23 protein-coding genes are annotated in these 25,354 nt (G+C 64.5%); 15 read left to right on the top strand and 8 right to left on the bottom strand.

Features of this window, described 5'->3' with window-relative positions:
• The first annotated feature begins 87 nt into the window (after positions 1-87).
• The gene (locus tag M3I54_RS21645) at positions 88-1,119 is read left to right on the top strand and encodes a LacI family DNA-binding transcriptional regulator (protein WP_254339637.1); all 1,032 of its coding nucleotides are present in this window, start codon (positions 88-90) and stop codon (positions 1,117-1,119) included.
• A gap of 149 nt (positions 1,120-1,268) precedes the next feature.
• Entirely contained in the window at positions 1,269-3,050 is a 1,782-nt protein-coding gene (locus tag M3I54_RS21640) for a methyl-accepting chemotaxis protein (RefSeq protein WP_254339636.1), read from the top strand.
• A gap of 18 nt (positions 3,051-3,068) precedes the next feature.
• Here the strand turns inward: M3I54_RS21640 and M3I54_RS21635 are convergent, their stop codons facing one another.
• Complete coding sequence (locus M3I54_RS21635; RefSeq protein WP_254339635.1) at positions 3,069-4,052, bottom strand: response regulator; 984 nt, start codon at positions 4,050-4,052, stop codon at positions 3,069-3,071.
• Positions 4,053-4,349: 297 nt separating this feature from the next.
• On the opposite strand from M3I54_RS21635, the gene M3I54_RS21630 reads away from it, so the two are divergent.
• Positions 4,350-4,847 (top strand): thioesterase family protein, encoded by a 498-nt coding sequence (locus M3I54_RS21630; protein ID WP_069265858.1) that lies wholly within the window; start codon positions 4,350-4,352, stop codon positions 4,845-4,847.
• Positions 4,848-4,871: 24 nt separating this feature from the next.
• On the opposite strand, the gene M3I54_RS21625 is transcribed toward M3I54_RS21630, so the two are convergent.
• Positions 4,872-6,359, bottom strand: coding sequence for a sensor histidine kinase (locus M3I54_RS21625; protein ID WP_254339634.1), 1,488 nt, complete (start codon positions 6,357-6,359; stop codon positions 4,872-4,874).
• A gap of 336 nt (positions 6,360-6,695) precedes the next feature.
• Between M3I54_RS21625 and M3I54_RS21620 the strand changes: the two genes are divergently transcribed.
• The 3 genes from M3I54_RS21620 to M3I54_RS21610 all read left to right on the top strand — a co-directional run bounded on the left by M3I54_RS21620 (position 6,696) and on the right by M3I54_RS21610 (position 11,051).
• The gene (locus M3I54_RS21620; RefSeq protein ID WP_254339633.1) at positions 6,696-7,337 is read left to right on the top strand and encodes an HD domain-containing protein; all 642 of its coding nucleotides are present in this window, start codon (positions 6,696-6,698) and stop codon (positions 7,335-7,337) included.
• A 203-nt stretch (positions 7,338-7,540) separates the two neighbouring features.
• Complete coding sequence (locus M3I54_RS21615; RefSeq protein ID WP_254339632.1) at positions 7,541-9,283, top strand: diguanylate cyclase; 1,743 nt, start codon at positions 7,541-7,543, stop codon at positions 9,281-9,283.
• 193 nt (positions 9,284-9,476) lie between these two features.
• Positions 9,477-11,051, top strand: a complete 1,575-nt coding sequence (locus tag M3I54_RS21610) for an EAL domain-containing protein (RefSeq protein WP_254339629.1) — start codon at positions 9,477-9,479, stop codon at positions 11,049-11,051.
• A gap of 13 nt (positions 11,052-11,064) precedes the next feature.
• Here the strand turns inward: M3I54_RS21610 and M3I54_RS21605 are convergent, their stop codons facing one another.
• Positions 11,065-11,703, bottom strand: a complete 639-nt coding sequence (locus M3I54_RS21605; RefSeq protein WP_254339627.1) for a GNAT family N-acetyltransferase — start codon at positions 11,701-11,703, stop codon at positions 11,065-11,067.
• A 111-nt stretch (positions 11,704-11,814) separates the two neighbouring features.
• A complete protein-coding gene (locus M3I54_RS21600) occupies positions 11,815-12,468 on the bottom strand; it encodes a GntR family transcriptional regulator (RefSeq protein ID WP_254339625.1) in 654 nt (217 codons plus the stop codon).
• A 118-nt stretch (positions 12,469-12,586) separates the two neighbouring features.
• Between M3I54_RS21600 and M3I54_RS21595 the strand changes: the two genes are divergently transcribed.
• The 6 genes from M3I54_RS21595 to M3I54_RS21570 all read left to right on the top strand — a co-directional run bounded on the left by M3I54_RS21595 (position 12,587) and on the right by M3I54_RS21570 (position 17,240).
• Positions 12,587-13,060 (top strand): OsmC family protein, encoded by a 474-nt coding sequence (locus M3I54_RS21595; RefSeq protein ID WP_254339623.1) that lies wholly within the window; start codon positions 12,587-12,589, stop codon positions 13,058-13,060.
• A 268-nt stretch (positions 13,061-13,328) separates the two neighbouring features.
• Positions 13,329-13,775: an Ohr family peroxiredoxin gene (locus M3I54_RS21590; RefSeq protein ID WP_254339621.1), complete on the top strand. Its 447-nt coding sequence runs from the start codon at positions 13,329-13,331 to the stop codon at positions 13,773-13,775.
• Between the two features lie 62 nt (positions 13,776-13,837).
• Positions 13,838-14,107, top strand: a complete 270-nt coding sequence (locus M3I54_RS21585; RefSeq protein ID WP_254339619.1) for a hypothetical protein — start codon at positions 13,838-13,840, stop codon at positions 14,105-14,107.
• Positions 14,108-14,246: 139 nt separating this feature from the next.
• Positions 14,247-14,714 carry a MarR family winged helix-turn-helix transcriptional regulator gene (locus M3I54_RS21580; protein WP_254339617.1) on the top strand — a complete coding sequence of 156 codons (468 nt, stop codon included), beginning with the start codon at positions 14,247-14,249 and terminating at the stop codon, positions 14,712-14,714.
• 145 nt (positions 14,715-14,859) lie between these two features.
• On the top strand, positions 14,860-16,197 hold the full coding sequence (locus M3I54_RS21575; RefSeq protein ID WP_254339615.1) for an epoxide hydrolase family protein: 1,338 nt from the start codon (positions 14,860-14,862) through the stop codon (positions 16,195-16,197).
• A gap of 362 nt (positions 16,198-16,559) precedes the next feature.
• A complete protein-coding gene (locus M3I54_RS21570; RefSeq protein ID WP_254339614.1) occupies positions 16,560-17,240 on the top strand; it encodes an ATP-binding protein in 681 nt (226 codons plus the stop codon).
• A gap of 8 nt (positions 17,241-17,248) precedes the next feature.
• Here the strand turns inward: M3I54_RS21570 and M3I54_RS21565 are convergent, their stop codons facing one another.
• Together M3I54_RS21565 and M3I54_RS21560 are read right to left on the bottom strand one after the other, a co-directional pair.
• The gene (locus M3I54_RS21565; RefSeq protein ID WP_254339613.1) at positions 17,249-18,367 is read right to left on the bottom strand and encodes a succinylglutamate desuccinylase/aspartoacylase family protein; all 1,119 of its coding nucleotides are present in this window, start codon (positions 18,365-18,367) and stop codon (positions 17,249-17,251) included.
• 35 nt (positions 18,368-18,402) lie between these two features.
• The gene (locus M3I54_RS21560) at positions 18,403-19,173 is read right to left on the bottom strand and encodes a transporter substrate-binding domain-containing protein (RefSeq protein WP_254339612.1); all 771 of its coding nucleotides are present in this window, start codon (positions 19,171-19,173) and stop codon (positions 18,403-18,405) included.
• A gap of 133 nt (positions 19,174-19,306) precedes the next feature.
• Here M3I54_RS21560 and M3I54_RS21555 point away from each other — a divergent pair, with 133 nt between their 5' ends.
• The gene (locus M3I54_RS21555; RefSeq protein WP_254339706.1) at positions 19,307-20,230 is read left to right on the top strand and encodes a LysR family transcriptional regulator; all 924 of its coding nucleotides are present in this window, start codon (positions 19,307-19,309) and stop codon (positions 20,228-20,230) included.
• 8 nt (positions 20,231-20,238) lie between these two features.
• On the opposite strand, the gene M3I54_RS21550 is transcribed toward M3I54_RS21555, so the two are convergent.
• Positions 20,239-21,141 (bottom strand): LysR family transcriptional regulator, encoded by a 903-nt coding sequence (locus M3I54_RS21550; protein WP_254339611.1) that lies wholly within the window; start codon positions 21,139-21,141, stop codon positions 20,239-20,241.
• Between the two features lie 129 nt (positions 21,142-21,270).
• On the opposite strand from M3I54_RS21550, the gene M3I54_RS21545 reads away from it, so the two are divergent.
• Complete coding sequence (locus tag M3I54_RS21545) at positions 21,271-22,278, top strand: NAD-dependent epimerase/dehydratase family protein (RefSeq protein WP_254339610.1); 1,008 nt, start codon at positions 21,271-21,273, stop codon at positions 22,276-22,278.
• Between the two features lie 52 nt (positions 22,279-22,330).
• On the opposite strand, the gene M3I54_RS21540 is transcribed toward M3I54_RS21545, so the two are convergent.
• Complete coding sequence (locus tag M3I54_RS21540; RefSeq protein ID WP_254339608.1) at positions 22,331-24,073, bottom strand: IlvD/Edd family dehydratase; 1,743 nt, start codon at positions 24,071-24,073, stop codon at positions 22,331-22,333.
• A 268-nt stretch (positions 24,074-24,341) separates the two neighbouring features.
• Here M3I54_RS21540 and M3I54_RS21535 point away from each other — a divergent pair, with 268 nt between their 5' ends.
• The gene (locus tag M3I54_RS21535) at positions 24,342-25,310 is read left to right on the top strand and encodes an ABC transporter substrate-binding protein (RefSeq protein ID WP_375542183.1); all 969 of its coding nucleotides are present in this window, start codon (positions 24,342-24,344) and stop codon (positions 25,308-25,310) included.
• Positions 25,311-25,354: the final 44 nt, after the last annotated feature.

The raw sequence follows: 25,354 nt of genomic DNA, 5'->3' as shown, positions 1-25,354 counted from the left end.
GGTATTCGTTTTGATTGTCGGGCCAATGTTGCAGTGCCCGTCACAATCATGCAAATATTGAATCGCCTTCCCATATTTTGAGATCGCATGCCGACCCTGAACGAAGTCGCGCGCCGCGCCGGCGTCACGCCGGCCACCGTCTCGAACGTATTGCGCGAGCGCGGGCGCGTGGGCGAAGCCACACGCCAACGCGTGCTCGAAGCGGTCGAGGCGCTCGGCTATCGCCCGCATTTGTCGGCACGCGCGCTCGCCGAAGGGCGGCCGCCCACCATCGCGCTCATGGTGTCGAGCATCGCGAACCCGTTCTATCCCGAGTTCGCGCTTGCCGTGGAGAATGCGCTGCGGCGCAGCGGGCGCTTCCTCATCATCTGCAATACGGACGGCGACCCGCAAACGGGCCGCGCCTACCTCGAACAGATTGCGGGCACGCTCTCGGCAGGCGTGCTCGTCATGAACGCCAATCTCGACTTTGCCGACCTGCGCGCCACCGTGCGGCGCGGCGCGCCGGTCGTGCTGTGCATGTGGGAGCGGCCGCTCGACCCGCCGGGGCTGCCGTGCGTGGCCGTGGACTTTAGGCGCGCGGGGGAGCTTGCCGCACAGCATTTGCTGACGCTCGGGCATCGGCGTATTGGCGCGATCGTCGGCAGCAAGGTTTCCGGCATACACGCGGCGCGCTATGACGGCTTCGTCGCGGCCATGCAGGCCGCGGGACTCGACGGTGCGGGCGCGCCGGTGCGCTATGCGCCGGATACGACGCAAGGCGGCTACGCAGCCACGCGCGAGTTGCTCGCGCGGCATCCCGACCTCACCGCGATCTTCGCGACCAACGACCTGCCGGCGCTCGGCGCGATGCAGGCCGCAGCCGATCTCGGGCTCGACGTGCCGCGCGAGCTTTCCGTGGTCGGCATCACCGATATTCAGCTTGCGCGCGAGTCGCGGCCAGCGCTCACGACCGTTGCGGTCGCAACTATCGAGGCGGCGGAGCTGGCCGTTGAGTTGCTGACGGAACTGGTCGAAGCGCCAGATTCGGCCGCCAGCATGGCTGCGCGCGTGTGCGTGGTCTCGGCGCCGCGGCTTGTCGTGCGGGCTTCGACGGCGGCGCCGCGAGCGAAAGCCTAACGAAAGAATCAGCACCCTACCCCCATCCGGCGCAAAGAACCCATCGACCAACCTTAAGGTTCCGTTCGATCCATCCGTTAAACACGATGGCGCTGCACCTATGCACCGCCGCGAGAAAACAAATCGAAGATGGCTGGAGAAAAACGAACGTGAAGCGAACAACGTTGAATCAGAAAGCCTGGGGCATCGTCGGGCTGCTGTGGATCTCGCTCGTCGTGCTGGTAGTGGCCAACGCCTTCATGACGCGATCGGGCATGGTGACGGACCGCAAGACCCTGGTCGAGCAGGAGACGCAAACCGCATTGGGCGTGGTCTCGTACTACCAGAAGGAAGCGGCCGCCGGCCACATGAGCGCCGACGACGCGAAGCGCCTCGCCATCGCCACGCTGCGCAGCACGCGTTACGGCGACGACCAGAGCGGCTACTTCGGCATATACGACAGCAACGCCATGGCGCTGCTCGTGCCGCCCAAGCCGGAAATGGAAGGCAAGAGCCAGGCGAACATGACGGACCCGCGCGGCACGCATGTCGCGCTCGAGATCGTCAAAAGCTCGTCCACGGGCGGCGATGGCTACAGCAGCTACTGGTGGCCGAAGCCCGGCAAGAGCGCTCCGGTCGAAAAGATCACGTATTCCGCCCTCGTGCAGGGCTGGGACTGGCACATCTTCACCGGCATCTATACCGACGATATCGACGACGCCTTCCGCGGCGCGCTGATCAGCAACCTCATGCTCGTGACGCTGATCGGCGCGGCCGTGACGCTCGGCCTCATGTGGCTCATCCGCACGATCCGCCGTAGCCTTGGCGGCGAGCCTGAATACGCCTCGGAGATCTGCCAGCGCATCGCCGAAGGCGATCTCACGGCCCACGTGAATCTCGCGCCCGGCGACCAGCACAGCCTGCTCCATTCGATGCGGCAGATGCAGCGCCAGTTGGTCGAAACCGTGCAGCGCATTCAGACTTCGGCCGAATCGATCACGACGGGCGCCAAGGAAATCGCGGCGGGCAACCTGGACCTTTCCTCGCGTACCGAGGAGCAAGCCGCCTCGCTCGAGGAGACGGCCGCCAGCATCGAAGAGCTCACGACCACGGTCAAGCACAACACCGACAACGCGCGCCAGGGCAACACGCTCGCGGTGAATGCATCGGAAGTCGCCGCGCGCGGCGGCGAAGTCGTGCGCCGCGTGGTCGAAACGATGAACGAGATTTCGAGCAGCTCGCAGCGCGTGGAGCAGATCATCGGCGTGATCGACGGCATCGCCTTCCAGACCAACATCCTCGCGCTCAACGCGGCCGTGGAAGCGGCGCGCGCCGGCGACCAGGGCCGCGGCTTCGCCGTCGTGGCGGGTGAAGTGCGCAGCCTCGCACAGCGTAGCGCAACGGCCGCCAAGGAGATCAAGGACCTGATCGGGCAGTCGGTGGCGCAGGTGTCGGAGGGCACGAAGCTCGTCGATGAAGCGGGTAAAACCATCGACGAGGTGGTGATTTCGGCGCGCCGCGTGGCCGACCTGATGGGCGAAATCGCAGCGGCTTCCGAGGAGCAGCACACCGGCATCGAGCAGGTGAACCGCGCCGTCGCACAGATGGACGAAGTGACGCAGCAGAATGCGGCGCTCGTGGAGGAAGCGTCGGCGGCGGCGCAGTCGATGGCGGCGCAGTCGAATGGGTTGCGCGATGTCCTGACGGTGTTCCGGGTCGGGGCGCAGGCTGAGTCTGTGGTTGCGTCCACGACTGCAGCGCCTGCTCAACGCGCGCGTGCCGCGCGCCCGGCTGCACCGCTCAAGCGCCCTGCCCCCGCGCGCGCGAAGACCACGGAAACCACGCCGTTCCGCAAGGCCGCGAACGCAGCGCCCGCGGCAACGGCAAAGGCGGCATCGGCCAGCCCCGTGGCCGCCACGTCTAACGACGGCGCAGACTGGGAAACGTTCTAAATGCGGGTTGGGATGTAATCACGCAAGGCGCGCGCCCTCACCCGGCGAGCCTTGCTCCGCCCGCCACGCGGCAAACGTAATCAACCCGGGCGCAAGTCCCGGATCGCCGATACGAGTCCAGCTCGTATGCGTGTCGTCAAGCCCCGGCACCGGCTGCGGCGTGGCGAACTCCACGCGCGACATGCCGGGCCGATACGCCTCGTTCGGCCAGTAAACCGGCATCACACGGCGCAACGCCATTTCCTCGCGCAAGGCTTCGGGACCGCCTTCGTCGGTCACGACATCGCATTGCGCCGCCCAGTCGTGACTGTCCCACGCGAGAAACACGCCGGCGTTGCCATCGGCGTCAAAAGTGAGCACGGCATTCTGCTCGGGGCGCCAGTAGTACTCGACAATACGCTCGCGCAGCGCGACTTCGTGCAGGACATCGGCGATACGCCGGTTCGCGTAGATCGCGCCCACGCCATGCACGCCGATATGGCCGCGCCGCGCGCAGAACTTGCGCTTGGCGTCGTCGAGCGCGCCGCGCAGCTTGCGGGTCATGGCGGGATCGGACTTCTTCACGTAGAAGTCGATCAGCCCCGCGTTGAACGCCTCCACCGCATGCGATTCGTCGGCCGTAGCCGTGAGCAGGATACGCGTGCACGCCACGTCCTTCGCGGCGGCAAGAAACTCGACGCCGGTCATCTCCGGCATTTCGTAGTCCACGACTAGCGCGGCGATATCGCCAAAACGCGCCGCGTCGGTCATCACGTCCTCGCCCAGTGCGTTGCCGCCCCTCTTCTCGAACTCCGACCATGCAGCGCCCGCAGCGGGATTGCGCGCACTCTGCCGCGCCTCGTGCGAAGCGACGAAGGCCAGGGCCTGTCTCGCGCTCGTGAAGTAGCGGTCCGTGCCCGCGCCCGGAAAAAGGCCGCGTAGCGCGTAGAGAAAGTCGGGGCTGTCGTCGAGAAAAACGACGGAGACGGGATGGTAAACCGGCTGTCTGACGATGGAACTCATGCTGGATCTCGGTAAGCGCGCTGCGCCTCATGCGGCGCGCTCGACACCTGGAGCTGCACCGCGAGGAAGACATGTCGATTATGCGGCGTGACACCTGGACACAGCAACCCGAAGCCGCATGCGCGCGGTCAACGAAAGCACGCGCAAACGTTATCGCGCCCAGCGAGCATGAACCGGTTTGCGTATGTGGGGAGCAGGGTATTGGACGAAGTCGAACACGAAGAGAATGATGCATGCCTCCTTTTCTCCGGAGGCACGCGCGGCTGCCGCCAGCAGTCCTTATCTGGAGTCACTCTGATGTACGCACGCGAATCCATTCCCGCTGTCCTGTCCCGTGGCACCGCCGGATTCTCCGACGAAATCATGGAAGCTACGCCGACCAAAACGTTCCATCACGTCATCGACATTTACCTGAAGGACTCGAACGCGTTCATGAACACGTATTTCGCCCGCTATTTCGAATGGCAGGGCATTTGCCGCGAACGCTGGTTTCACGAGTGCATTCACAACAATCTGCTTGCCTCGGGCGGCGTGTTCGTCACCAAGCGCGCGCACCAGGAATACGTGCAGGAAACCTTTCCGTTCCAGCGCGTGGATTGCTACCTCAACACCTTCCAGGTGCGTCAGTGCTCCGCGTATCTCGTATTCCGCTTTTGCGTGGACGGGCGGCCCGTTTCGCTCGGCTATCAGCAGATTCTCTTCGCCGGCACTGACAAGCGCATTCGCCGCTTTCCGCCCGGCATCATCGAGCGCGTGAAGGAATACGAGCTGGTCCTGCCTTCGGGTTCGAACTAAGCGTCTTGAACCCGGCTACATGAACTAGCCTGCGAAATCCTGCCCCGCCGGAAAGCGGCGGGGTTTTGCCGGCGCATCGTGCAGCGCGCGGTCGGCACTCGTGCCGGGCTCGGGCAGGCGGATCGTGAAGGTGGTGTGGACGTGCGGCTCGGACTCGCAGGCGATCGTGCCGCCCAGCGCCTCGGCCACGCGGCGGCAAAACGTGAGGCCCATGCCGGCACCGCGCCCGTGCGCCTTGGTCGAATAGAACGGATCGAACACGCGCGGCAGGATATCGGCGGGAATGCCGCAGCCGTTATCCGTGAAGCGCAGTACACAAAAACCCGCTTCGCTCGTCGCGCTGATCTCCACGCGGCCCACATAATCGCTCACCCTGTCGCTTCTTTCGGCCATTTCCGCGTGAATCGCGAAAAGCGCGTTCTTGAGCAGATTGAAAAGCACGAACACGACCAGCGAATCCGAACCCGAGAAACTCAGTTGCGCGTCGATGAGCGCCACCTCCACCATATCGCGCTCGCCGGTGCGGAATGGAAAGCGCTCGAGCGCCGCATTCACGCAGGAGCGCACCGGGTAGGTCTCGAAGCTGCGGCGGTCGAGCCGGTCGAGCGTGAACGAAGCCAGCGACATTTCGACCACCGTGCTCGTGCTGTCCACCTGGCGGCGTATCGAGGTGGCGAGCGAGGAAAGGCGCTCCGACTGCCCGGGGTAGAGACCGTCCACGCACAACTGGTGCTGCACGGCAAGCTGGTAGCCGCGCATGAGTTCGGGCAGCACGTTGCCGATTTCCTCCGCATGCATGCCGATGGCCGCGAGCGGCGTGGCGACCTCGTGCGCCACCGTGGCCGCGATGAGGTACGGGCGCATGAGGCCATAACGCACGATCGTGACCGCGAGAATGCCAAGGCTGATCGCGATGAACACCGCGCCCACGGGATAGAACGCGAGCCCGTAATTCACGGCGTAATCGGTGGCGGCGAGCGCGTACAGGCCGAGGCTCACGAAGCACAGGTCGAGCAGCTTGCGGCGGTCGTGCGCCTGCGTCTGGCCGCGCGCGGCGTACAGCAGCCAGGCGCTGCGACACGCGAGCAGCACTGTCTGCGCCACATGCACGGGATGCAGCATGCCCGCCTTCGGATACTTGCCGAAGAAGAACGTGCCGTAGCCGTCCACGACGGCATCGCTGAAAAGCAGCAGCGCCGCAAGCAGCACGCTGAGCAGGTAGGAGGCGATGAGGAGCGGGCGTTCGCCGCGCCGGGCGCTCACTTCGGTTACGAAGTGATAGAACGTGGTAGGCAAAAAGAGGATGAAGAGGTATCCGACCTTGACGAGCACGGCGGACAGCTCCGGGTCGGACGTCTGGAACAGAAAGGCCCAGGTGCCCTGCCAGAAGAACGTGGTCGCGCACATCAAGGCGAACGGCACCGAGAGGCGCGTGAAGCCCTCGGTCAGGAGCACGTAGACGCCGAATCCGAGAAATAATGCGGACACGAACGCTGGCAGGATCGAATACATAGTCTGTCGCGTGGGTTCTTGTTCTTACCGACCTGGTTGGCGCGGCGCATTCCCTGCAGCGTCCCCGTGCGCCCAATGTGCGATTCGCGGGCCGGATCTCGCCGCTCGATGCAGGGCGCATGAAATGCGCGCCGATCGAATCGATTTTGCCGATTATCGCCGCTAATCCCCTGTTGCGGCGAAATTTTGCCGCTATCGGCACCGCTGCTATGCGTCGCGAATCCCTGATGGCCCAATTTCGGTCGAATTGGCAGAAAACAACGGTATCCGTCGATTGAGGACAACCCTGGAGCCGCCGAGAATAGAGTTCATCACCCACCCCGACGGAGGACCCTGATGACCCCGACCCTTGCCGATGTCGCGATCCCCGACAGCAAACTCGCCCGCGAAATCACCGAACTCGTGCGCGACACCGAATCGCCGCTGCTGTTCCATCATTCGAGCCGCGTCTATTATTTCGGCGCACTGGCCGGCCGCCGGCTCGGCCTGAAGTTCGATCGCGAACTGCTCTACGCCGGCGCAATGTTTCATGACATGGGCCTCACGCACGCTCACAGCAGCGACCACGAGCGCTTCGAAGTGGACGGCGCGAATGTCGCGCGCGATTTCCTGCGCGGCCACGGCATCTCGCAGCAGGACATCGACCTTGTGTGGACCGCCATCGCACTGCATACGACGCCGGGCATCCCGCAGCACATGCATCCGGTGATCGCGCTCCTCACGGCAGGCGTCGAAATGGACGTGCTCGGCATTGCCTACGACCGCTTCAGCGACACCGAACGCGAGGCCGTGGTCCACGCGCACCCGCGCAGCGAGCACTTCAAGGAGGACATCATCCAGACCTTCTATGACGGCATCAAGCACAAGCCCGCCACCACCTTCGGCAACGTCAAGGCCGACGTGCTCGCAGACAAGGACCCGCATTTCCATGCCGGCAACTTCTGCAGCGTGATCCGCCATTCTGCCTGGAGCGGTTGAGTGCCGCCGGGAGCGATCCGGGACGCCTGAGGCGGCGTTCGGCGCGTTTCCGGGCGTCGCGATGCTATGCTCGTCGCGACGCCCGGAAACGCGCCGCCGGGCCACGCCGCACCGCGATGCGCGCGCGTCCATTCGCCGTCCCCGGGGGCTTCATGCAGCACACGCCAGGCCGCGCGCGACCGCACGGCTTCTCCAGCATGGTCATGAAACGCCCGCATCTCGTGGTGACGGTGTGCTTTCTTGCCGCCATGGCGCTGGTGAGCGTCGTGGGCCTGCGCCAGCTCTACCAGATGACGCGCTACGACCTCCATAGCCGCCAGCGCGACCTGGAGGTACGCGCCGTGGGCGTGGACGCAATGATTTCCGCGGAGCGCCGGCGCCTGCTGTTCCTGCGCGACTACGCGGAACACTTGCTCGCCTCGTCGAGCCAGCAGCGCGAAGGCTTGCAGAATCAGGAGGTGCAGGCCGCGCTGCGTGACAGCGACAAGCTGCAATGGGAGGGCCCCGGCGCGATGGGTGGACCGCCCGTTTTCGGCACCAATGCGCAAGAACTCGCGGGAATCGAGGGCTTTCACCGCGACGCCGCCACGCTGCCCGCCGACATCGTGCTGGTGCGCTCGATCAGCCCGCTCCTCGCGATCAGCCAGCACGCCGACGCGGTGCAAAGCACGGTCGCGTACATCTCGGCCAACGGTCTGTACGTGCTCTCGCCCGAACGCCCGGACGCGCGCGCGTCCGACCTGTTGCGGCGCTTCAGCACCATGCCCTACTACCGGCTGCTTGTCACCGGCCAGAATGCGGGACGCGACATCATCTGGACTCCGATCTATACGGAATCGAAAAAAAGCGAGGCGATCTCAACGCTCAGCGCGCCCGTCTACGCCAATGGGCGCTTCCGCGGCGCCGTGGTGATGGACGTCGCGCCCTCGCGCCTGCTCGCGCTCCAGCTTGCCTCCGCCAATCTGGCCGACGACGAGCAGGAGCCTGCCGAGTTCGGCCTGCTGAACAGTAACGGCGACCTCGTCTATTGCGTCGATGGCAAGATCACCGCGCAGCGTCCCACCAGGTTCGATCCGTATCTGCTCGACGTGGCTCGCTCGTCGGCGGCGGCATGGATGAAGCGCGACCAGGGGTACGCTGTGCGCTCGGGCCAGTATTTGCTCTTCCAGCACGTGGGCGAGACGCACTGGATCCTGCTCACGCACACGGACGACTCGGAGCTCACGCTCGCGGCGGCGCGCCGCGTGTTCAACAGCCCGCTGATCGTCGCCTGGCTGGCGATCGCCGTGCTGCTCGTCGGCACCCTGTTCATCGTGAAGAACATATTCGGCCAATACGTCGAGGCGAGTTCGCGGCTCAAAGCACTCGCGCGCAGCGATCCGCTCACCGGCCTCGCGAACCGTCGGCGCTTCCAGGATGTCTTCGACGAGACGCTGGAACGCGCCGCCCGCGCAGACGGTGACGAGGCACCGGCGCCCGCCATGGCAATGCTGATGCTCGATATCGACTACTTCAAGCGCGTCAACGACCGCTTCGGCCACGCGGCGGGCGACCGCGTGCTGGTGATATTCGCGGACATTCTGCGCAACAACCTGCGCAGCGCGGAAATGCCCGCGCGCGTGGGCGGCGAGGAATTCGCGGCGCTGCTGCCCGGCGCCGATCTCGCCACGGCGGCGGGTGTAGCCGAACGCATCCGCCGCGCGGTCGAAGCGCACGCGGCGGACTCGGCGCTTGCCGCCGGCGCGCCGGGCGACGCCGCCAACCGGGATGCGGATGCGATTGCGTTCACCGTCTCGATTGGCGTGGCGGCAAGTCCCGCCGATTGCCCCGCCCACTACGAAGCGCTCATGTCGGTAGCCGACCGGCGGCTCTATGCCGCGAAGGAAGGTGGCCGCAATCGCGTCGTTGCAGAGGATTCCCGATCGATCGATCCTGCGCGTGCTTGACGGGTGCTTGACGCCCCCGTTGGCCGCATTCATGCGCCACGCATGAGCGGGAACGCCGGCGGCCACTGCGATTGCGTTCGCGCGCCGCACAGCAGCGCGTCGCCGCCAAGGGAAAAACGCTACCATCGGCAGCGGCGATCGACGAAAGCCGCGCGGCCCCTTCGTTCGCGACGCCGGAGCCCGAGCGCACACCATGAGCAGCCGACTCACCGCCCTGACGACGTTTTGTGTCGTGGCGTTCGCCGTCCTGGCAACGCTCACGGCCGCCGTGTACGCTTCGGACGCCGTCAACGAACGCCTGCAGCGCCAGCAAGTGGACGTCTTTTCGAATCGCGCGCTGCTGCGCGCCGAACTGGTGACCTCCGAAGCCGAGTCCGCGCTGCGCCAGCTCATGTCATACGCCGACACGCCGTGCACGACCGACCACATGCAACGCTTGCGGCAGGTCGAGGAACAGTTTCGATACATTCGCGAAGTCGCCTCGATCGATGACATGCGGCTGCGCTGCACTTCGCTGCGCGGCGCTGTCGACATCGCATTGCCGCCGCCCGAATGGGCCTTTGCCGACGGTTTCACCGCCTGGCATACCGAAGTCGGCAAGCGCGGCAGCGAACGGCGCATGCTCAACGTGCGCCTGGGCAATCACGTCGTGGTGATCGATCCGCGCTTCTACCTCGACATCGTGCCGCTCGACGACACCATTCAGCTAACCGTGCTCGAAACGCAGGACGGCGCCGTCATTTCGAGCTGGGCGCACGCCGACGATGCCCTCGTCCGCGCAGCGCTCAAGCGCACCGGCAGCAGCCCATATTTCGAGGGCCGCTATTACGTCGTCGAGCGCTCGAGCCGCTTTCCCATCGCGGTGGTCGCGTACGAGCCCGAGGACCGCATGCGCCGCAACCTGCTCGCGAAACTCAGGACCACGATCCCGCCGGCGCTCGTTCTGAGCGCAATCGGCACGTGGCTTGTCATGCGCTGGCGCCGCAAGCTGCGCACGCCGCGCAGCGCGATGCTGCAGGGCATCCGGCGGTGCCAGTTCGTGGCATGGCTGCAGCCGCTCGTCTCGCTGGAAAGCGGGCGCTGCGTCGGCGCGGAAGCGCTCTTGCGCTGGAAGCTCGAAGACGGCACCGTCGTCGCGCCGGACACGTTCATTCCCATGGCGGAGTCGCTCGATCTCATCGAGCCCATCACCGATCAAGTCATACGTTCCGTGTTCGAGGGCGTGGGCGCCATGCTCGCGCTTCGCCGCGATCTGCACGTCTCGATCAACCTTGCCGGCAAGGATCTCGCCGGCACACGCGTGCTCGAAACCCTCAAGGCCAGCCTCGCGAAATATGCGGTGCGCCCCGAGCAAATCTGGTTCGAAGCGGTTGAGCGCACGCTCATCGACACCGCCAGTTCCGCGCCTGTTCTTGAAGCGTTTCGCGCGGCCGGCCACCGCGTTTTCATCGACGATTTCGGCACGGGATATTCGAGTCTCTCGTATCTGCAGGAACTGCCGGTGGATGGCATCAAGATCGACCGCTCGTTCATCCGCTGGTTGGCGAGCGGCGAGGAAATGAACAAGATCGTGCCGCACGTGATCGACATGGCGCGCAGCCTCGACCTGCTGATGGTCGCCGAGGGTGTGGAAACCATGGCGCAAGCGCAGTATCTGCGTGAGCGCGGCGTGCAGTTCGCCCAGGGCTGGCTCTATGCGAAGGCCATGCCCGCCGACGAATTCCTGCGCTATCTGGAGCGTGAAGCGGCGCGCGCTAGCAAGGCGTGAGCGTGGCGCGCGCTCAGGCGAGCGGACTCGGCGACGTGGCGTGCGGCAGTCCACCAGGCAAGTGCGGGATTGCCACGCCGCACCGCGCCGCAGCGGCTTTGCTGAGCACGGCGCTGTCGTAGCCGCGACCAGCAAAGCGCACGACATCAATGAGACTAAAGCCTTGTGCGCGATAGAACGCGATAAGGTGGGCGGCGGGAAACGGCGTGTCCAGCGCGAGCTGCGTGTAGCCGCGCGCAGCCGCCCAACGCCCCGCGAAAGCGAGCAGCGCACCGCCGATGCCGCGGCTTTGCCATTTTGGCTCGATACCGAACTGATGGATCGAAGCCACGCTGCGTTGGCGATAATGTTCGCACTGCGATTGGCTATCGTGACCTTCCACTGTGAGCGTACCGATGATCCTGCCATTGCAGACGGCGACGAAACAGTCTCCAGCCAGCGCGCGTTCACGCGTGAGGCTCGCCGCCTGATCAGCACATGAGCAGTGCAATCCGAGCGACGCGAGCCGCGAGAACGCGCGATGCAGCAAACGCGTAAGCGCTTCCCACGAGTCGTGGCGCGGATCGAAGCGCCTCAGCACGAGCCGGCCGAGGCCGGGCTGGACGGAGGTGATCTGCTCATCCGGGCGCTGGGTTGCACGCGAGATCGACATGGCGTCTCCAGTCGTTTCGATGCCCCCAGTCTAGGGTTGACCCGTAAGGGCCACAAGAAAAAATGTCGTAAAAACCAGCGCTATGGTTGTGAATGCTGGGGTGTCTGCGCGCTAGCCTTGCGCTGCCATGCGCTCCGCCACGGCGAGCACGATGCGCCTCGCCGAGTCGATATGCGCCACGGTCAAGGCGCGCGCGCTGCGTGCGTTGCGTGCGAGGGACGCCTCCAGGATTGCCTCGTGTTCGTGCTGAAACGAGGGCGTATCGGCAAGCAGCGTATTCTGCAGCCGCTCGTAGCGCTCCACCTGCGCGCGCAATTCGCGGATCGCCGCCAGTTGCCGGGCGTTGCCGCACGCGCCGTAAAGCAGTTCGTGAAACTCGCGGTTGAGCTCGCCCTGCTTCTGCGTGGTGACCGCCTCGCCCAGCAGCCGGTGAACGAGTTCCGCGCGTGCGAGCGTTTCGTCGTCGATGCGCTTGACGCCGTGAAAGATCGCGTCGCCTTCGAGCAGTGCGCGCAGGCCGTAGATCTCCTCCACGTCTTGCACCGTGAGCATGCGCACGACCGCGCCGCGATTGCGGAAAATCTCGACGAGCCCCTCGCGCGCGAGCCGCTGGATCGCTTCGCGCAGCGGAATGCGGCTCACCTCGAAACGCTCCGCGAGATCGCGCTCGACAAGGCGCTCGCCGCTGCCCAGCTCGCCGCTGACGATCAGGTCGCGCAATCCGGACGCAACCGCGTCCGCCGTGGAGTCGAATTTTGTTTCCATGCGTGTTATGCCCCGTTCCAGCCCAGTTCTCATCTGGGCCACTTCGGCATAATGGTATACCAAAATGCCGAATACGGTCATAATGACTTACCCCTTTTCGATCGAACGGAGAGTCAGCATGGCGCATGGCGAACACACCTACCGCGTTTCGGTGCAATGGATCGGCAATCGCGGCAGCGGCACCTCGGGTTATCGCGACTACGACCGCGATCACGTGATCCGCTCGCGCGGCAAGCCGGACATTCCAGGCTCATCGGATCCGGCGTTTCGCGGCGACGCCTCACGCTGGAATCCCGAGGATCTGCTCGTGGCTTCGGCTTCGGCGTGCCACAAGCTCTGGTATCTGCACCTGTGCGCCGAGGCGGGCATCGCGGTGCTCGCCTATGAAGACGAGGCCGAAGGCACGATGGCCGATACCCCGCAGCGCGGCGCCTTCACGAAGATCGTGCTGCGCCCGCGCGTGACCATCCGCGCGAGCGACAACCGCAGCCTCGCCGAGCGGCTGCATCATGCGGCGCACGAGCAGTGCTATATCGCCAATTCGGTGAACTTTCCCATTGTTTGCGAACCGACCATCGAACTGGCTGCGTAGCGCTCGCGAAAAGTCAGAGGCGGCTCGGCCAGCCGTGCCGGCACTCCCTAGAGTGCCGGCAAAAAGGTCTCAATCGTCAATGAACGCACTATACGATAGATACCGCTCCAGCGACCGATCGCCCTTCCGAAGTCGCCCCATATATATCGTATGCGATTTAATCTTATACGCTTGACATGCCGGATTTTCTCATCCACTATACATCGCATGCGATTTGATCTTACGCGACGCATATCACCCAACTCTGGAATCCATCAAGGAGCGCAACATGGCAACGATCGACAAAGTGCTGTTCTCGGGCAACACCCACACCACCATCAATCACGATCCCGTCGCCCAACGCGGCGAATTTGGCGTGGTCGACCTCGAACTCTCGTCCTCAGCCGGCGAAACACTCGACATCGTCGCGACCGAACCGCACCCGCGCGCCGAGCAGCTGTTCGCCGGCGCATGGTCTGCCTGCTACATCTCCGCGCTCGGCATCGCGGCCTCGCTGAAGAAAGTCGCATTGCCGTCGGACGCTTCGGTGGACATTCAGGTCGATATCGGTCAGACCGGCGCCGCCTGGTTCCTGGGCGCGCACTTCACGGTCACGCTGCCAGGCGTCGAGCAAACGGTGGCCGAGGCCATCGCGCGCAGCGCCCATCAGATCTGCCCGTACTCGAAGGCCGTGCACGGCAACATCGACGTGAGCCTCACCGTCGTCACCGCGTAACCGGCAAACGCAATCGCCTCTTTCACCCAAACTCACTGCACTTCACCTAGCGAGATCCAATCATGAAGACCCAATTTATCGCCACGCTCCTCATCGCCCTTTCGGCGAGCGCAGCCGCCCCCGCATTCGCCAGCGGCTACGGCCCGGCCCCGGCCTATCGGCCCGAAGTCGGCGCACCGGCATCGCAACGCGGTCAGAGCGTGCAAACGCTCGCTGCCGAGCGCACCGGGAGCGGCAATGCAGCGACGGCATACGGCGGCATGGCCAATGCCACCTCGGACGCGGGCAGCCGCGTCTCCATTGAGCGAAACAGCCTCTTCGCCCACCATTGATTGCGCCACCGCGTTGTGGCTGTTTCGCCGGGCATCGCGATGGCGGTGGACGGCGGAACCGGTGTCGGCCTACGATATAATCGCAAGCGATTTATTCAAGTTTGCGAGCCATTGAGGCCTTTGTCTGAAGAGGATGACCATGAAATCGACGGACCACCCGGCGCAGGCCGACACGCCCGCGCCGCTCGCAGACTATCTTTGCTTCGCGGTTTACTCGACCAATCTGGCCTTCGGCAAGGCGTACAAGCCGATCCTGGACAAACTCGGGCTGACCTATCCGCAGTACATCGCGATCATCGCGCTTTGGGAGCAGGACAACCAGACCGTGAGCGGCCTGGGTGAGAAACTCTTTCTCGAGTCCAACACGTTGACGCCCATGTTGAAAAAGCTCGAAGCGATGGAATATGTGCAACGGCGGCGCGATCCTGAGGACGAGCGTCAGGTGCGCGTGAGCCTGACCGCCAGCGGCCGGAAGCTGCGCGAAAAGAGTCTGAAAATCGCCGATCTCACCGAAGCGACCGGGCTGGGTCACGACGAATTCATGAGATTGCAAAACGCAATTGTGACCCTGCGCGCCAATCTGATTCGCTCACTCGACACCGAATAGCCGCCGCGCCAGCGCGCGCAGTTTTCGCGGGCGGGCTTCAGGCACGAATAGTTAGGATTACGATCCGCACCCTGGTTGCCGAGGCGCATGCGCACCTCTGGTATTTGCTGCTCGCCACGATACACCTTCTCTATCAGGAACTTGTATGTCAACCGATCTTCACCCCACACCCGTTTCGCGCCGGCGCTTCATCGGCGCCGCTGCCGCCACGCTGGTTGCAGGCGCCGCAATGAGCCGGCTCGCCTTCGCAGAATCAAAGCCGTCGGCGAACGGAATCACGCAGATTGCCGCCGGCGATCCCTCTTCGATTCGTCCGCTTCGCGTGCATGCGTCAGATTCGGCACTGACCGATCTGCGACGCCGCATCGTCGCGACGCAATGGCCGGAGCGCGAAACGGTCGACGACGCCTCGCAAGGCGTGCAGCTCGCAACCATGCAAAGGCTCGCCAATTACTGGGCCAATGACTACAACTGGCGCAAGGTGGAAGCGAGACTCAACTCGCTGCCGCAATACGTCACGGAAATCGACGGACTGGATATCCACTTCATCCATGTGCGTTCGAAGCACGAGAACGCGCTGCCGATCATCGTCACACACGGCTGGCCTGGCTCGATCATCGAGCAGCTGAAGATCATCGAACCCCTAACCAATCCGACCGCGCATGGCGCAAGCGCGGCCGATGCATTTGATGTCGTCATTCCCTCGCTTCCGGGCTACGGTTTTTCGGGCAAGCCGACGAAGACCGGTTGGGACCCCCAGCGTGTCGCTCGCGCCTGGGCCGTGCTGATGGACCGGCTCGGCTACAAGCGCTACGCGGCGCAAGGGGGCGACTGGGGCAATGCCGTGACGGAACAGTTGGCGCTGCTGAAGCCGGCAGGACTCGTCGGCATTCACACCAACATGCCCGCGACCGTACCCGACGCTATTGCCAAATCGCTCAAGGACGGCACGCCGCCCCCTGCCGGACTGTCGTCGGAGGAGCAGCACGCGTACGACCAGCTCGATTACTTTTACAAGCACGGTCTGGGCTACGCGCTCGAAATGGCGAACCGCCCGCAGACGCTCTACGCAATCCAGGACTCGCCAGTCGGCCTGGCTGCATGGATGCTCGACCACGATGCGAGCGGTCAGGCGATGATCGCGCGCGTGTTCGAAGGCCAGCCCGAAGGCCTGACGAAGGATGATGTGGTCGACAACATCACGCTCTATTGGCTGACGAAGACAGCGGTCTCATCTGCGCGCCTGTATTGGGAAAACAAGCTCAACTTTTTCGAGCCCAAGCATGTGGAGCTGCCGGTTGGCGTGAGTGTCTTCCCGGACGAAATCTACGCCGCGCCCAAGAGCTGGACGGAACGCGCCTACCCCAAGCTGGTTCACTACAACCGCCTTCCGAAAGGCGGGCATTTCGCAGCGTGGGAGCAGCCTGCCGCCTTCACGGAAGAAGTTCGCGCGACCTTCAGGACGCTGCGTCAGCCGGCCTGACAAAATGCCGCATGCGTGAGCTTTCGGTCGTCCGACGATGTTATCAAGGACTCCGAATGCTCACGCCACTACCAGCTCCAAACGCCTCCGGGCGCCGTGCGCTGGACCGATACAACGGCCGCCCCCTTCCCAAAATGCTGCACTGCGGGTGCCGCCAGCAACGCTCAAGGGGAAAAAACGGCGCATATTCCGGCGCTTTTCCACGAATAGAAACTCGCTCACTTCGCGGACAATGCCGGTCATAGCTAGATTTGCGGCTATTTCAAACATGCGCCCGCCGGCGCAAGCCAAACTTCGATGTCAAAAAAAGAAAGGTGATTGTCTTGTTTGCCCGGATTTTCCTGTTATGGATAGCGTCGTTGATGCTGGTGCAAGTCGGTTTTCGATATCTCGGTGCGGATTCGCCGCTCAATTTCGGCGACACGGCATTCGATCCGGCTTCCGCGACGTACGCCGCCCAGCAGCAGGACGCCGAACTGGAACTGGAACTGGCCGCGCAAGGTGCGAGCGTCCGGGGGATTGCCCCGTTGGTGTCGATCAAGCCGGACATCGTCAATCTCGGCGCCGAGGTGACGCCTCGTCTGCGCGATGCCATTTGGGCGCCGCATGCCGGGACGGCGTCGAACGCCTCATATCTGCGCGACGCCTGTTCGTCTGGCGTCACGTGCATGAAGAGGGTCGCCCACTGGTTCGATGCGCGATTCGCGGCGCTCATGCTGGCGCTCTGCGTGCTTCTGCTCGCGCTGCGCGCCTGGTGGCTACGGACGGTACGCCACGATCTGCGGCCGCGCACCTGGACCTTGAGCGTGCGGGATCACGGCGAAGGCGTAGCGGCGAGTCTGCCCGAGGGTGGCGCGCTGGCGTCGCCGTTGCTCGCCTCGCGCGCGGCGAGCCTCAGGCTCGACTCGCATTGGGGCATGGGCCTGTCGATCGTCCGGCGCCTCGCGCGCCTGTGCAACGCGAAGCTCAAGATCGGCAATCATCCCGAGGGCGGCCTCTGGGTGCGCGTGATCGTGCCGATGGACAAAGCGCGGCACGCCTAACGCTCCCCTCAAGCCCCCAGCAGCACGCCGCTGCGTATCGGCCGCGTACCCGTCACACGGCCGAGCGGTGCGCCGGCCGTGACGAAGCGAATCGCCCTTCGCATATAGAAAACGCCCTCCGCGGTGCTCTTCACCGTCGTCGTTTCGCCCGTCATCGGCTCGACGATATCGAAGAGCGGGTCGTTCTCGCGTATCCAGTCGCCAATTTTCGCGCGGTGCACGAGAATGCCGCCGCGCGGTGCGTAGAATTGCGCGCTCCCGGCGAGCGGCGTGGCCGGCATCAACAGCTCCGGCAGCGGCTTTACGTCGCCGCCGACGAGCGCACCGCGCCAGCGCAGATAGTCGACCAGCGCGTTGGCGTCGTGCTGCGCGCTTTCCCACGATACATCGCGTTGGCCGCGGCACTCGATCGTCACCGCAGTGGGTCCGGCGGGCACGGGCTGCGTGGCCGGCATCTCTTGACGCAGTTGCCACCACAGCAGGCTATGCGCCTCATCGAACGCCTGCGCACCCGAGTCGGTGGCAAGCAGTTGCGCGCGCGAGCCGAGGTAGCGGGCAAGCGGCTCGACATCGGGCCAGCCGGCCTCGCTCGTGTACACGTGCATGACCGCCTCGAGCGAGCAATGCAGGTCGATGATGAGATCGGCGTCGTGCGAAAGCCTCAACAGCGCCAACTGCAGCGAATCGAATTCCGTGAGTGGCGCCTGCGCGTCCAGCGCTTCGCGCATCAGTTGCCGGATCAGCTCGCGGTTGCGCTCGACGTCCGCGCCGAGCGTCTCCTTCGCACGGGCGAGCAGCTTGGGAAACGCGTGGAAATGGCGGTTGAAGTTCCTGCCGCTCGCGAGATCGAACCGGCCGATGAACTGGCCAAGCACGTGCTGGTTAAGGCCCACGGGATTGGCGAGCGGCACGAGCACCACCTGCGCGGCGAGCGCGCCTTGCGCCTCGAGTTCCGCCAGTTGCGCGCGCAACAGCACGGCCGTCAGCATGGCGGGCGTTTCGTCGGCGTGAAGCGACGCCTGGATATAAATCTTCTGGGGCGCGTCGGCAGGGCCGAAATGGAAGCTGGTCAGTTCGCGGTGCGTGCCCGGCGTGGCGCTCAGGAGCGGAATCGATTGCTGGTTCATGAATTCAATGCGGTTTCAAAAAAGTGTACGGCGGCTCAGTTTCCGTACGGATCAAAGTCGAAATAGCGATGCGCGATCTGCGCGTAGGTGCCGTCCTTCCGCATGGTCGCGATCGCGTCGTTCATCTGCGCCTGTAGCGCGGTTTCGTCCTTGCGCATGCCGATGCCCGTGCCACGGTCGCCCATCGAAATCGGGCCGCCGGCAAACGCGAAGCCGTTACCCTGCGGCGTGCGCAGGAAGCCGTAGTCGGCTTCCACGTAGCCCAGCAATGCGGCATCGAGCCGCCCGTTGACGAGGTCGGCGAACACTTCGTCCTGGCTCTTGTAGGTGACGACGTGCACGCCCGCCGGCGCCCAGTTCGCGAGCGCATAAGTCTCGAACTGCGTGCCCGCCTGCACGCCGACCGACTTGCCGGCCAGCGACTGCGCGGTAGCGCCGAACGGGGCGCCCTTGCGCGCGACGAGCCGCGACTTGAACTGGAACAGCTTCGACGTGAAGAGAATTTGCTGCTCGCGCTTCGCGGTGATCGCCATCGACGACATGATCGCGTCGATCTTGCGCGCCTGGAGCGCCGGGATCATGCCCGAGAACTCCAGTTCGACCCACTGGCAATGCGCGTGAATACGGCGGCAGATTTCGTTGCCGAGATCGACGTCGAAGCCTTTGAGCGAGCCGTCGGGCGCCTTGGCGTCCATGGGCGGATAGGTCGGATCGATGCCGAGCCGCACGGTGTCGCCCTCGCGCGCGAAGGCACTGCTGCTTAGGGCCAGCGCGAGGGAAAGTAGCATCGACGGGATTTTTTTCATGATGAGCGCATGATGAACGGCGAGGGAAAGTGGGAGTCTCCTGCCCGTCCGATGGTAGGCCGACGCTGCGTTCGGGAAAAGCTCGAATTCGCCTATCATGATCACTTCTACCGATCGCTACCAGTCATCGCTCATGAGTCTCACGCTTTCCCAGTTGCGCGTCTTCGTCGCCGTCGCCCAGCGCGGCAGTGTACGGGCGGCCTCGCGCGCGCTCGGCGTGGCGCAAAGCGGCGTGACACAGCAGTTGCAGAATCTCGAGGTCGAGCTGGGCGGCGCGCTGCTCACGCGCACGAATCGCGGCGTGACGCTCACGGTGCTCGGTCAGCGCCTGCTGGTGCGAGCGACATCGATTCTCGGCGAGTGCGAGCGCGCGAGCGAAGAGGCGCAGCAACTGCGCGGCGACTACGCGGGCGAAGTGGCGTTTGGCCTGACGACCGACCCGCTCATGGACGCGCTCGTGCCCGTGCTCGGGCAGTACAGCAAGCGGTTTCCACGCGTGGCGCTGCGTCTGCGCACGGGAACGTCGCGCATGATGATTTCGTGGATTCGCGAAGGCACGCTCGATTTCGCGCTCGCACTCGTTTCGGACCAGACCGATACGACCGATCTTTTGGTGACGGAGCTTTACCCGTCGGATCCGGTAGTCGTCTGCCGCCGCGATCATCCGAAGGCGGGGGCGCGCACGCTTCGCTCGCTCACGCACTGCGACTGGCTCGCGACGCGCTCGCCCAATATTGCGGACGCCTTCGCTTCGAGCCGGCTCACGACGTTCTTCACCGCCCACGACTTGCCGCCGCCGCGCATCGTCGCGACGGTGGAGGGGCTCTTCGAAACCCTGCATTGGGTCAGCGAGACAGATTGCCTCGCGCTGGAGTCGTCGGTGGTCGCCACGCGCGGCCCGTTTGCCGAGCGGCTCGCGCGCATCAAGATCGCCGAGCGGCCGGCGGCGCAGCAGGTCTGTTTGCTGCAGCGCGCGGCCGTGCCACTCACGCCTGCCGCACAGGAACTCGCGACGATGCTGGCTTCGTATGCGCGAGCGGGCCGTGCGCCGCGTTGAGGCGGTATTTACGCGCCTTGTCCCTGGATATAAGCAGCCAGCCCCGACGCCAGCGCCGCAAAGGTCACGGCGCAGCGCGCGCTCGTGCGCAAATCCTCATGCATGGCCACCCACGTATCCAGACTCAGCGAGAACTCGTCGCGCAGAACGCGAACCAGCGTCGGGTCTCTTGCCGCCAACGGCGACTGGCACCCGCCGATGCCGAATCCAGCGCGTATCGCGCCCAGCTGGGCAAGGTCGCTGTCGGCGCGAAATGCAAAGTTATTGCGGCTGTAGGCGGCGAACCTGGGCTGAACCGAACGAATGAACGCGTTCTCGTGATCGAAGCCGATGATCGAATGGCGCGACAACTCTTTCATCGACTTCGGCACACCATGAAGCGCCAGATATCGTTCGTGGGCATGCAAGCCCACTTCGATCGCGCCAACACGTTTGGCGACCAGCGCCTCCTGCACTGGCCGGAACATGCGTATCGCAATGTCCGCTTCACGACGGAGCAGGTCGCCCGCCCTGTTTGACAGCACGAGTTCGATCGTCAGCTCCGGATAGTCGTTGCGCAGGCCCGCCAGTATCGGCGGCAGGACCTCGACGCCGATGACTTCGCTCGCCGTCAGCCGCACGGTCCCGCGCACACCCGATCCGTGACTGCTCGCCGCGCGGCGCAAGGCTGCCGTGGTCATCGCAAGGCCGACGGCGTAGGGCCGCAACTCGTTCGCCGCCTCGGTTGGCGAGAACCCATCGGACGAGCGCGTAAACAGCGTGAGTCCCAGCGCCGCTTCCAGACTTTCGATATGGCGGCCAACGGTCGGCTGCGTGATGCCCAGCGCACGGGCGGCAGCCGAGAGCGAGCCGCTCTCCAGGACCTGCAGAAAGCTCCGGTACCACTCCCAGTTCGGTTCCTTTTCGGCCATGCATGCTCCTCATGCAAATTGCAGGCTATGCATAAATGTATAGCTTCAGGTCGGTATTCGCCAATTTTTTATTGGCTGCAAGCGGCGCAGAATGCTCCTCATCACAGCTCACCCGTAAGGAGAACCAGGATGAACGCCAGCCCCATCAATCGACAAAACCGCGCACTCGTCCTTGGCGCAAGCGGCGGAATCGGCAGCGAAGTCGCGCGCCAGTTGCTCGACGCCGGCTGGCAAGTCCGCGCGTTGCGGCGCGGCGGGGCGCCGGGCACGGCTGCGGCCGGCGCCATCGAATGGCTCGACGGCGACGTGCTCTCGCGCGAAGCAGTGGTACGCGCCGCGCAGGGTTGCGCGGTGATCGTGCACGCCGTGAACCCGCCGGGCTACCGGCGCTGGGCGCAGGTCGTGCTGCCGATGATCGACAACACGCTCGCCGCCGCGGCCGCCGTGGGCGCGACCGTCGTGCTGCCGGGCACCGTCTACAACTTCGGGCCCGACACCTTCCCGGTGCTGCGTGAAGATTCGCCCCAGCAGCCGCTCACGCGCAAGGGCGCGATTCGCGTGGAACTGGAGCGGCGCATGCAGGCCGCGAGCGAGCATGGCGTGCGCTCGATCGTCGTGCGCGCGGGCGACTTTTTCGGGCCGCACGTGGGCAATAGCTGGTTTGCGCAAGGAATCGTGAAGCGTGACGAGCCGGTGCAGGTCGTGCGCCAGCCGGGTACGCGCGGCGTGGGCCACGCGTGGTCGTACGTGCCCGACGTCGCGCGCACGATGCTCGAGCTGATCGAACGGCGCGACACGCTGCCCGCGTTCGCGGTATTCCACATGGCCGGCCACTGGGATGCCGACGGCTCGCAGTTCGTCGAAGCGATCTGCCGCGTCGCCCGGCGCCACGGACTGAAGCCGCAAAGCAAGCCCTTCGCCTGGGCCTTCATGCGCGCCATCTCGCCCTTCGTGACGACGCTGCGTGAACTGATGGAGATGCGCTATTTGTGGAGCGAACCGTTGCGGCTCGACAACGCCCGCCTCGTCAGCGAACTCGGGCGCGAGCCGCATACGCCGCTCGACGAAGCCGTCGAGGCGACGCTCATGGGCCTGAACTGCCTCGGCGCCAATGAGCGAGTGCCAAAGGCGGCTTAATGGCTACGCTTGCATGTGCCGCGCGACCTGGATTTGATATGGATTCCGAATGTCAATGCGAGTGGCTCGGCACATCCGAGCCGCGGCAGCCCACCAGGAAGTCAAAATCGCAGCCCTCGTCGGCCTGCAGCACGTGCTCGACATAGAGCTTGCGATAGCCGCTGCGATCGGCGGGGATGGGATGCTGATTCGCAGCCCATTCGTCGAGCCGCGCGACGATCGCCTCCTCGCTGATATCCACGCGCAACACGCCCTTCTCGCAGTCCAGTTCGATCCAGTCGCCGTCGCGCACGATCGCGAGCGGGCCGCCCGCACGCGCTTCCGGGGCCACGTGCAGCACCACCGTGCCATACGCGGTGCCGCTCATGCGCGCGTCCGACACGCGCACCATGTCGGTCACTCCCTGGGCGAGCAGCTTGGGCGGCAGGCCCATGTTGCCCACCTCGGCCATGCCCGGATAACCCTTGGGCCCGCAGTTCTTCATGACGAGCACAGAATCGGCCGTGACGTCGAGATCGGGGTCGCCAATGCGCGCCTTGTAGTCGTCGAAGTTTTCGAACACCACGGCGGGCCCGCGATGCTTCAACAGCTTCTGGGTGGCCGCCGACGGCTTCAACACCGCGCCGTTCGGCGCGAGATTGCCGCGCAGCACGCATAGCGCGCCGTCTTTCACGAGCGGATTGTCGAGCGGGCGAATGACTTCGGCGTTGTGAATGGGCGCTTCGCGCACGTTTTCCCAGAGCGTTTTGCCGTTGGCCGTGAGCGCATCGGGATGCGGCAGAAGGTTCGCTTCACCGAGGCGCCGCAGCACGGCAGGCAAGCCGCCCGCGTAATAGAACTCCTCCATCAGAAAGCGGCCCGATGGCTGCAGGTCGACGAGGGTCGGCGTACCTCGACCGATGCGCGTCCAGTCGTCGAGTTCGAGCGGCACGCCTATGCGTCCCGCGATCGCCTTCAGGTGGATCGCCGCATTGGTCGAGCCGCCAATCGCCGCGTTCGTGCGAATGGCGTTCTCGAACGCCGCGCGCGTGAGCAGCTTCGAGAGACGCAGGTCTTCGAGCGCCATCTCCACGATGCGCATGCCCGACATATGCGCGAGCACGTAGCGGCGCGCGTCCACAGCCGGAATCGCCGCGTTGTGCGGCAGCGTGACGCCCAGCGCTTCGGCCATGCACGCCATGGTCGAAGCCGTGCCCATGGTGTTGCAGGTGCCCGCCGAACGCGACATGCCCGACTCCGCCGACATGAACTCATGGATCGAAATCTTGCCCGCCTTCACCTGCTCGCTCAGTTGCCACACCACCGTGCCCGAACCAATATCGCGCCCTTCGTGCTTGCCGTTGAGCATCGGGCCGCCGGTCACGGCGATGGCAGGTACGTCGCAGCTCGCCGCGCCCATCAGCAGTGCGGGCGTGGTCTTGTCGCAGCCCACCAGCAGCACGACGGCATCGACCGGATTGCCTCGTATGGATTCCTCAACATCCATCGACGCGAGGTTGCGCGTAAACATGGCCGTCGGCCGCAGGTTCGACTCGCCGTTCGAGAACACAGGAAACTCGACAGGAAATCCGCCGGCTTCGTATACGCCTCGCTTGACGTGCTCGGCGAGCTTGCGAAAGTGCGCGTTGCAGGGCGTGAGTTCCGACCACGTATTGCAAATGCCGATAATCGGCTTGCCGGCGAATTCGTGATCCGGGATCCCCTGATTCTTCATCCAGCTCCGGTACATGAAGCCGTTTTTGTCCGTGGTGCCGAACCACGCGGCCGAGCGAAGCTTGGGCTTACGAGTGTTCATGGCTTTGCCCACTTAGTGAGAAAGTCCTATAAATAGCATGACTATATGGACTGCGATTATCGGGAAAACGCTAATCGAAACCGTTCCTGAGGTTGCATATAGTTTGTCTATTGTGGTCAGCAGGGGCGGCCGACGGTATACCGAAAGGATATAACCAGAGGCCAGGGATGGCGCGATACTTCTCGTGATACTGTCCGGCCGTGATGGACGCGGGTGTAGCGCCATGAATTAAAGAAATACAACGCGCAGAGCTACATCGGAGACACGCATGAAACTGGCAACACGCATGGTAAGCGGGTTGGTCGCTGCGGCGGCCGCTTTCTCGTTGGCGGCGGGCGTCGCGCACGCCGAAGACAAGCAGATCACGCTAGGTTTTGCGCAGGTCGGCGCGGAAAGCGCCTGGCGCACGGCGAACACGGTGTCGGTCAAACAGGCCGCCAAAGACGCCGGCATCAACCTCAAGTTCTCGGACGCCCAGCAGAAGCAGGAAAACCAGATCAAGGCGATCCGCTCGTATATCGCCCAGAAGGTGGACGTGATCGCGTTCTCGCCCGTGGTGGAATCGGGCTGGGAGCCGGTGCTGCAGGAAGCCAGGCGCGCCAAGATTCCCGTGATCCTCACGGACCGCAACATCGACGTGAAGGACCAGTCGCTCTACGTGACGATGATCGGTTCGGACTTCATGGAAGAAGGCCGCCGCGCGGGCAAGTGGCTTGAAGATCACTACAAGAACAACCCCGGCCCGATCAATATCGTCGAGTTGCAGGGCACGGTGGGTTCCGCACCGGCCAACGACCGTCACTCGGGCCTCATGGAAGTGATCAAGAACGATCCGAAGTTCAAGATCATCGCGTCGCAAAGCGGCGACTTTACGCTCGCCGGCGGCAAGCAGGTCATGGAAGCATTCGCGAAGACGTATGGAAACAAGATCAACGTGGTCTACGCGCATAACGACGACATGGCGCTCGGCGCGATCCAGGCGATGGAGGAAGCCGGCATGAAGCCGGGCAAGGACATCAGCGTCGTGTCGTTCGACGCCACTAAGGGCGGCTTCGAGGCGATGATCGCCGGCAAGATGAACGTGGACGTGGAGTGCAGCCCGCTGCTCGGGCCGCAGCTCATGAGCGCCGTGAAGGACGTGGTGGCGGGCAAGCAGTTGCCCAAGCGCATCGTGACGAACGAAACGGTGTTCCCGGAGGACGTGGCGGCGCAAGTGCTCCCGTCGCGCAAGTACTAAACTCGCTGCAAGCGGCGCGGCGTGCTTCGTATCCCTTAGTATTC

This window comes from Paraburkholderia sp. CNPSo 3274, from assembly GCF_024206475.1.
Classification (GTDB): Bacteria; Pseudomonadota; Gammaproteobacteria; order Burkholderiales; family Burkholderiaceae; genus Paraburkholderia.
This window is presented reverse-complemented; position numbering and strand designations above follow the sequence as displayed.

Bases quoted from the DNA above. Each gene is read 5' to 3' on its own strand.
- M3I54_RS21585 (WP_254339619.1), top strand. From the start codon at position 13,838: ATGAAGACCCAATTTATCGCCACGCTCCTCATCGCCCTTTCGGCGAGC.
- M3I54_RS21595 (WP_254339623.1), top strand. From the start codon at position 12,587: ATGGCGCATGGCGAACACACCTACCGCGTTTCGGTGCAATGGATCGGC.
- M3I54_RS21605 (WP_254339627.1), bottom strand. From the start codon at position 11,703: ATGTCGATCTCGCGTGCAACCCAGCGCCCGGATGAGCAGATCACCTCC.
- M3I54_RS21545 (WP_254339610.1), top strand. From the start codon at position 21,271: ATGAACGCCAGCCCCATCAATCGACAAAACCGCGCACTCGTCCTTGGC.
- M3I54_RS21630 (WP_069265858.1), top strand. From the start codon at position 4,350: ATGTACGCACGCGAATCCATTCCCGCTGTCCTGTCCCGTGGCACCGCC.
- M3I54_RS21580 (WP_254339617.1), top strand. From the start codon at position 14,247: ATGAAATCGACGGACCACCCGGCGCAGGCCGACACGCCCGCGCCGCTC.
- M3I54_RS21535 (WP_375542183.1), top strand. From the start codon at position 24,342: ATGAAACTGGCAACACGCATGGTAAGCGGGTTGGTCGCTGCGGCGGCC.
- M3I54_RS21590 (WP_254339621.1), top strand. From the start codon at position 13,329: ATGGCAACGATCGACAAAGTGCTGTTCTCGGGCAACACCCACACCACC.
- M3I54_RS21570 (WP_254339614.1), top strand. From the start codon at position 16,560: ATGCTGGTGCAAGTCGGTTTTCGATATCTCGGTGCGGATTCGCCGCTC.
- M3I54_RS21565 (WP_254339613.1), bottom strand. From the start codon at position 18,367: ATGAACCAGCAATCGATTCCGCTCCTGAGCGCCACGCCGGGCACGCAC.
- M3I54_RS21540 (WP_254339608.1), bottom strand. From the start codon at position 24,073: ATGAACACTCGTAAGCCCAAGCTTCGCTCGGCCGCGTGGTTCGGCACC.
- M3I54_RS21550 (WP_254339611.1), bottom strand. From the start codon at position 21,141: ATGGCCGAAAAGGAACCGAACTGGGAGTGGTACCGGAGCTTTCTGCAG.
- M3I54_RS21600 (WP_254339625.1), bottom strand. From the start codon at position 12,468: ATGGAAACAAAATTCGACTCCACGGCGGACGCGGTTGCGTCCGGATTG.
- M3I54_RS21560 (WP_254339612.1), bottom strand. From the start codon at position 19,173: ATGAAAAAAATCCCGTCGATGCTACTTTCCCTCGCGCTGGCCCTAAGC.
- M3I54_RS21615 (WP_254339632.1), top strand. From the start codon at position 7,541: ATGAAACGCCCGCATCTCGTGGTGACGGTGTGCTTTCTTGCCGCCATG.
- M3I54_RS21555 (WP_254339706.1), top strand. From the start codon at position 19,307: ATGAGTCTCACGCTTTCCCAGTTGCGCGTCTTCGTCGCCGTCGCCCAG.
- M3I54_RS21645 (WP_254339637.1), top strand. From the start codon at position 88: ATGCCGACCCTGAACGAAGTCGCGCGCCGCGCCGGCGTCACGCCGGCC.
- M3I54_RS21575 (WP_254339615.1), top strand. From the start codon at position 14,860: ATGTCAACCGATCTTCACCCCACACCCGTTTCGCGCCGGCGCTTCATC.
- M3I54_RS21625 (WP_254339634.1), bottom strand. From the start codon at position 6,359: ATGTATTCGATCCTGCCAGCGTTCGTGTCCGCATTATTTCTCGGATTC.
- M3I54_RS21635 (WP_254339635.1), bottom strand. From the start codon at position 4,052: ATGAGTTCCATCGTCAGACAGCCGGTTTACCATCCCGTCTCCGTCGTT.
- M3I54_RS21610 (WP_254339629.1), top strand. From the start codon at position 9,477: ATGAGCAGCCGACTCACCGCCCTGACGACGTTTTGTGTCGTGGCGTTC.
- M3I54_RS21620 (WP_254339633.1), top strand. From the start codon at position 6,696: ATGACCCCGACCCTTGCCGATGTCGCGATCCCCGACAGCAAACTCGCC.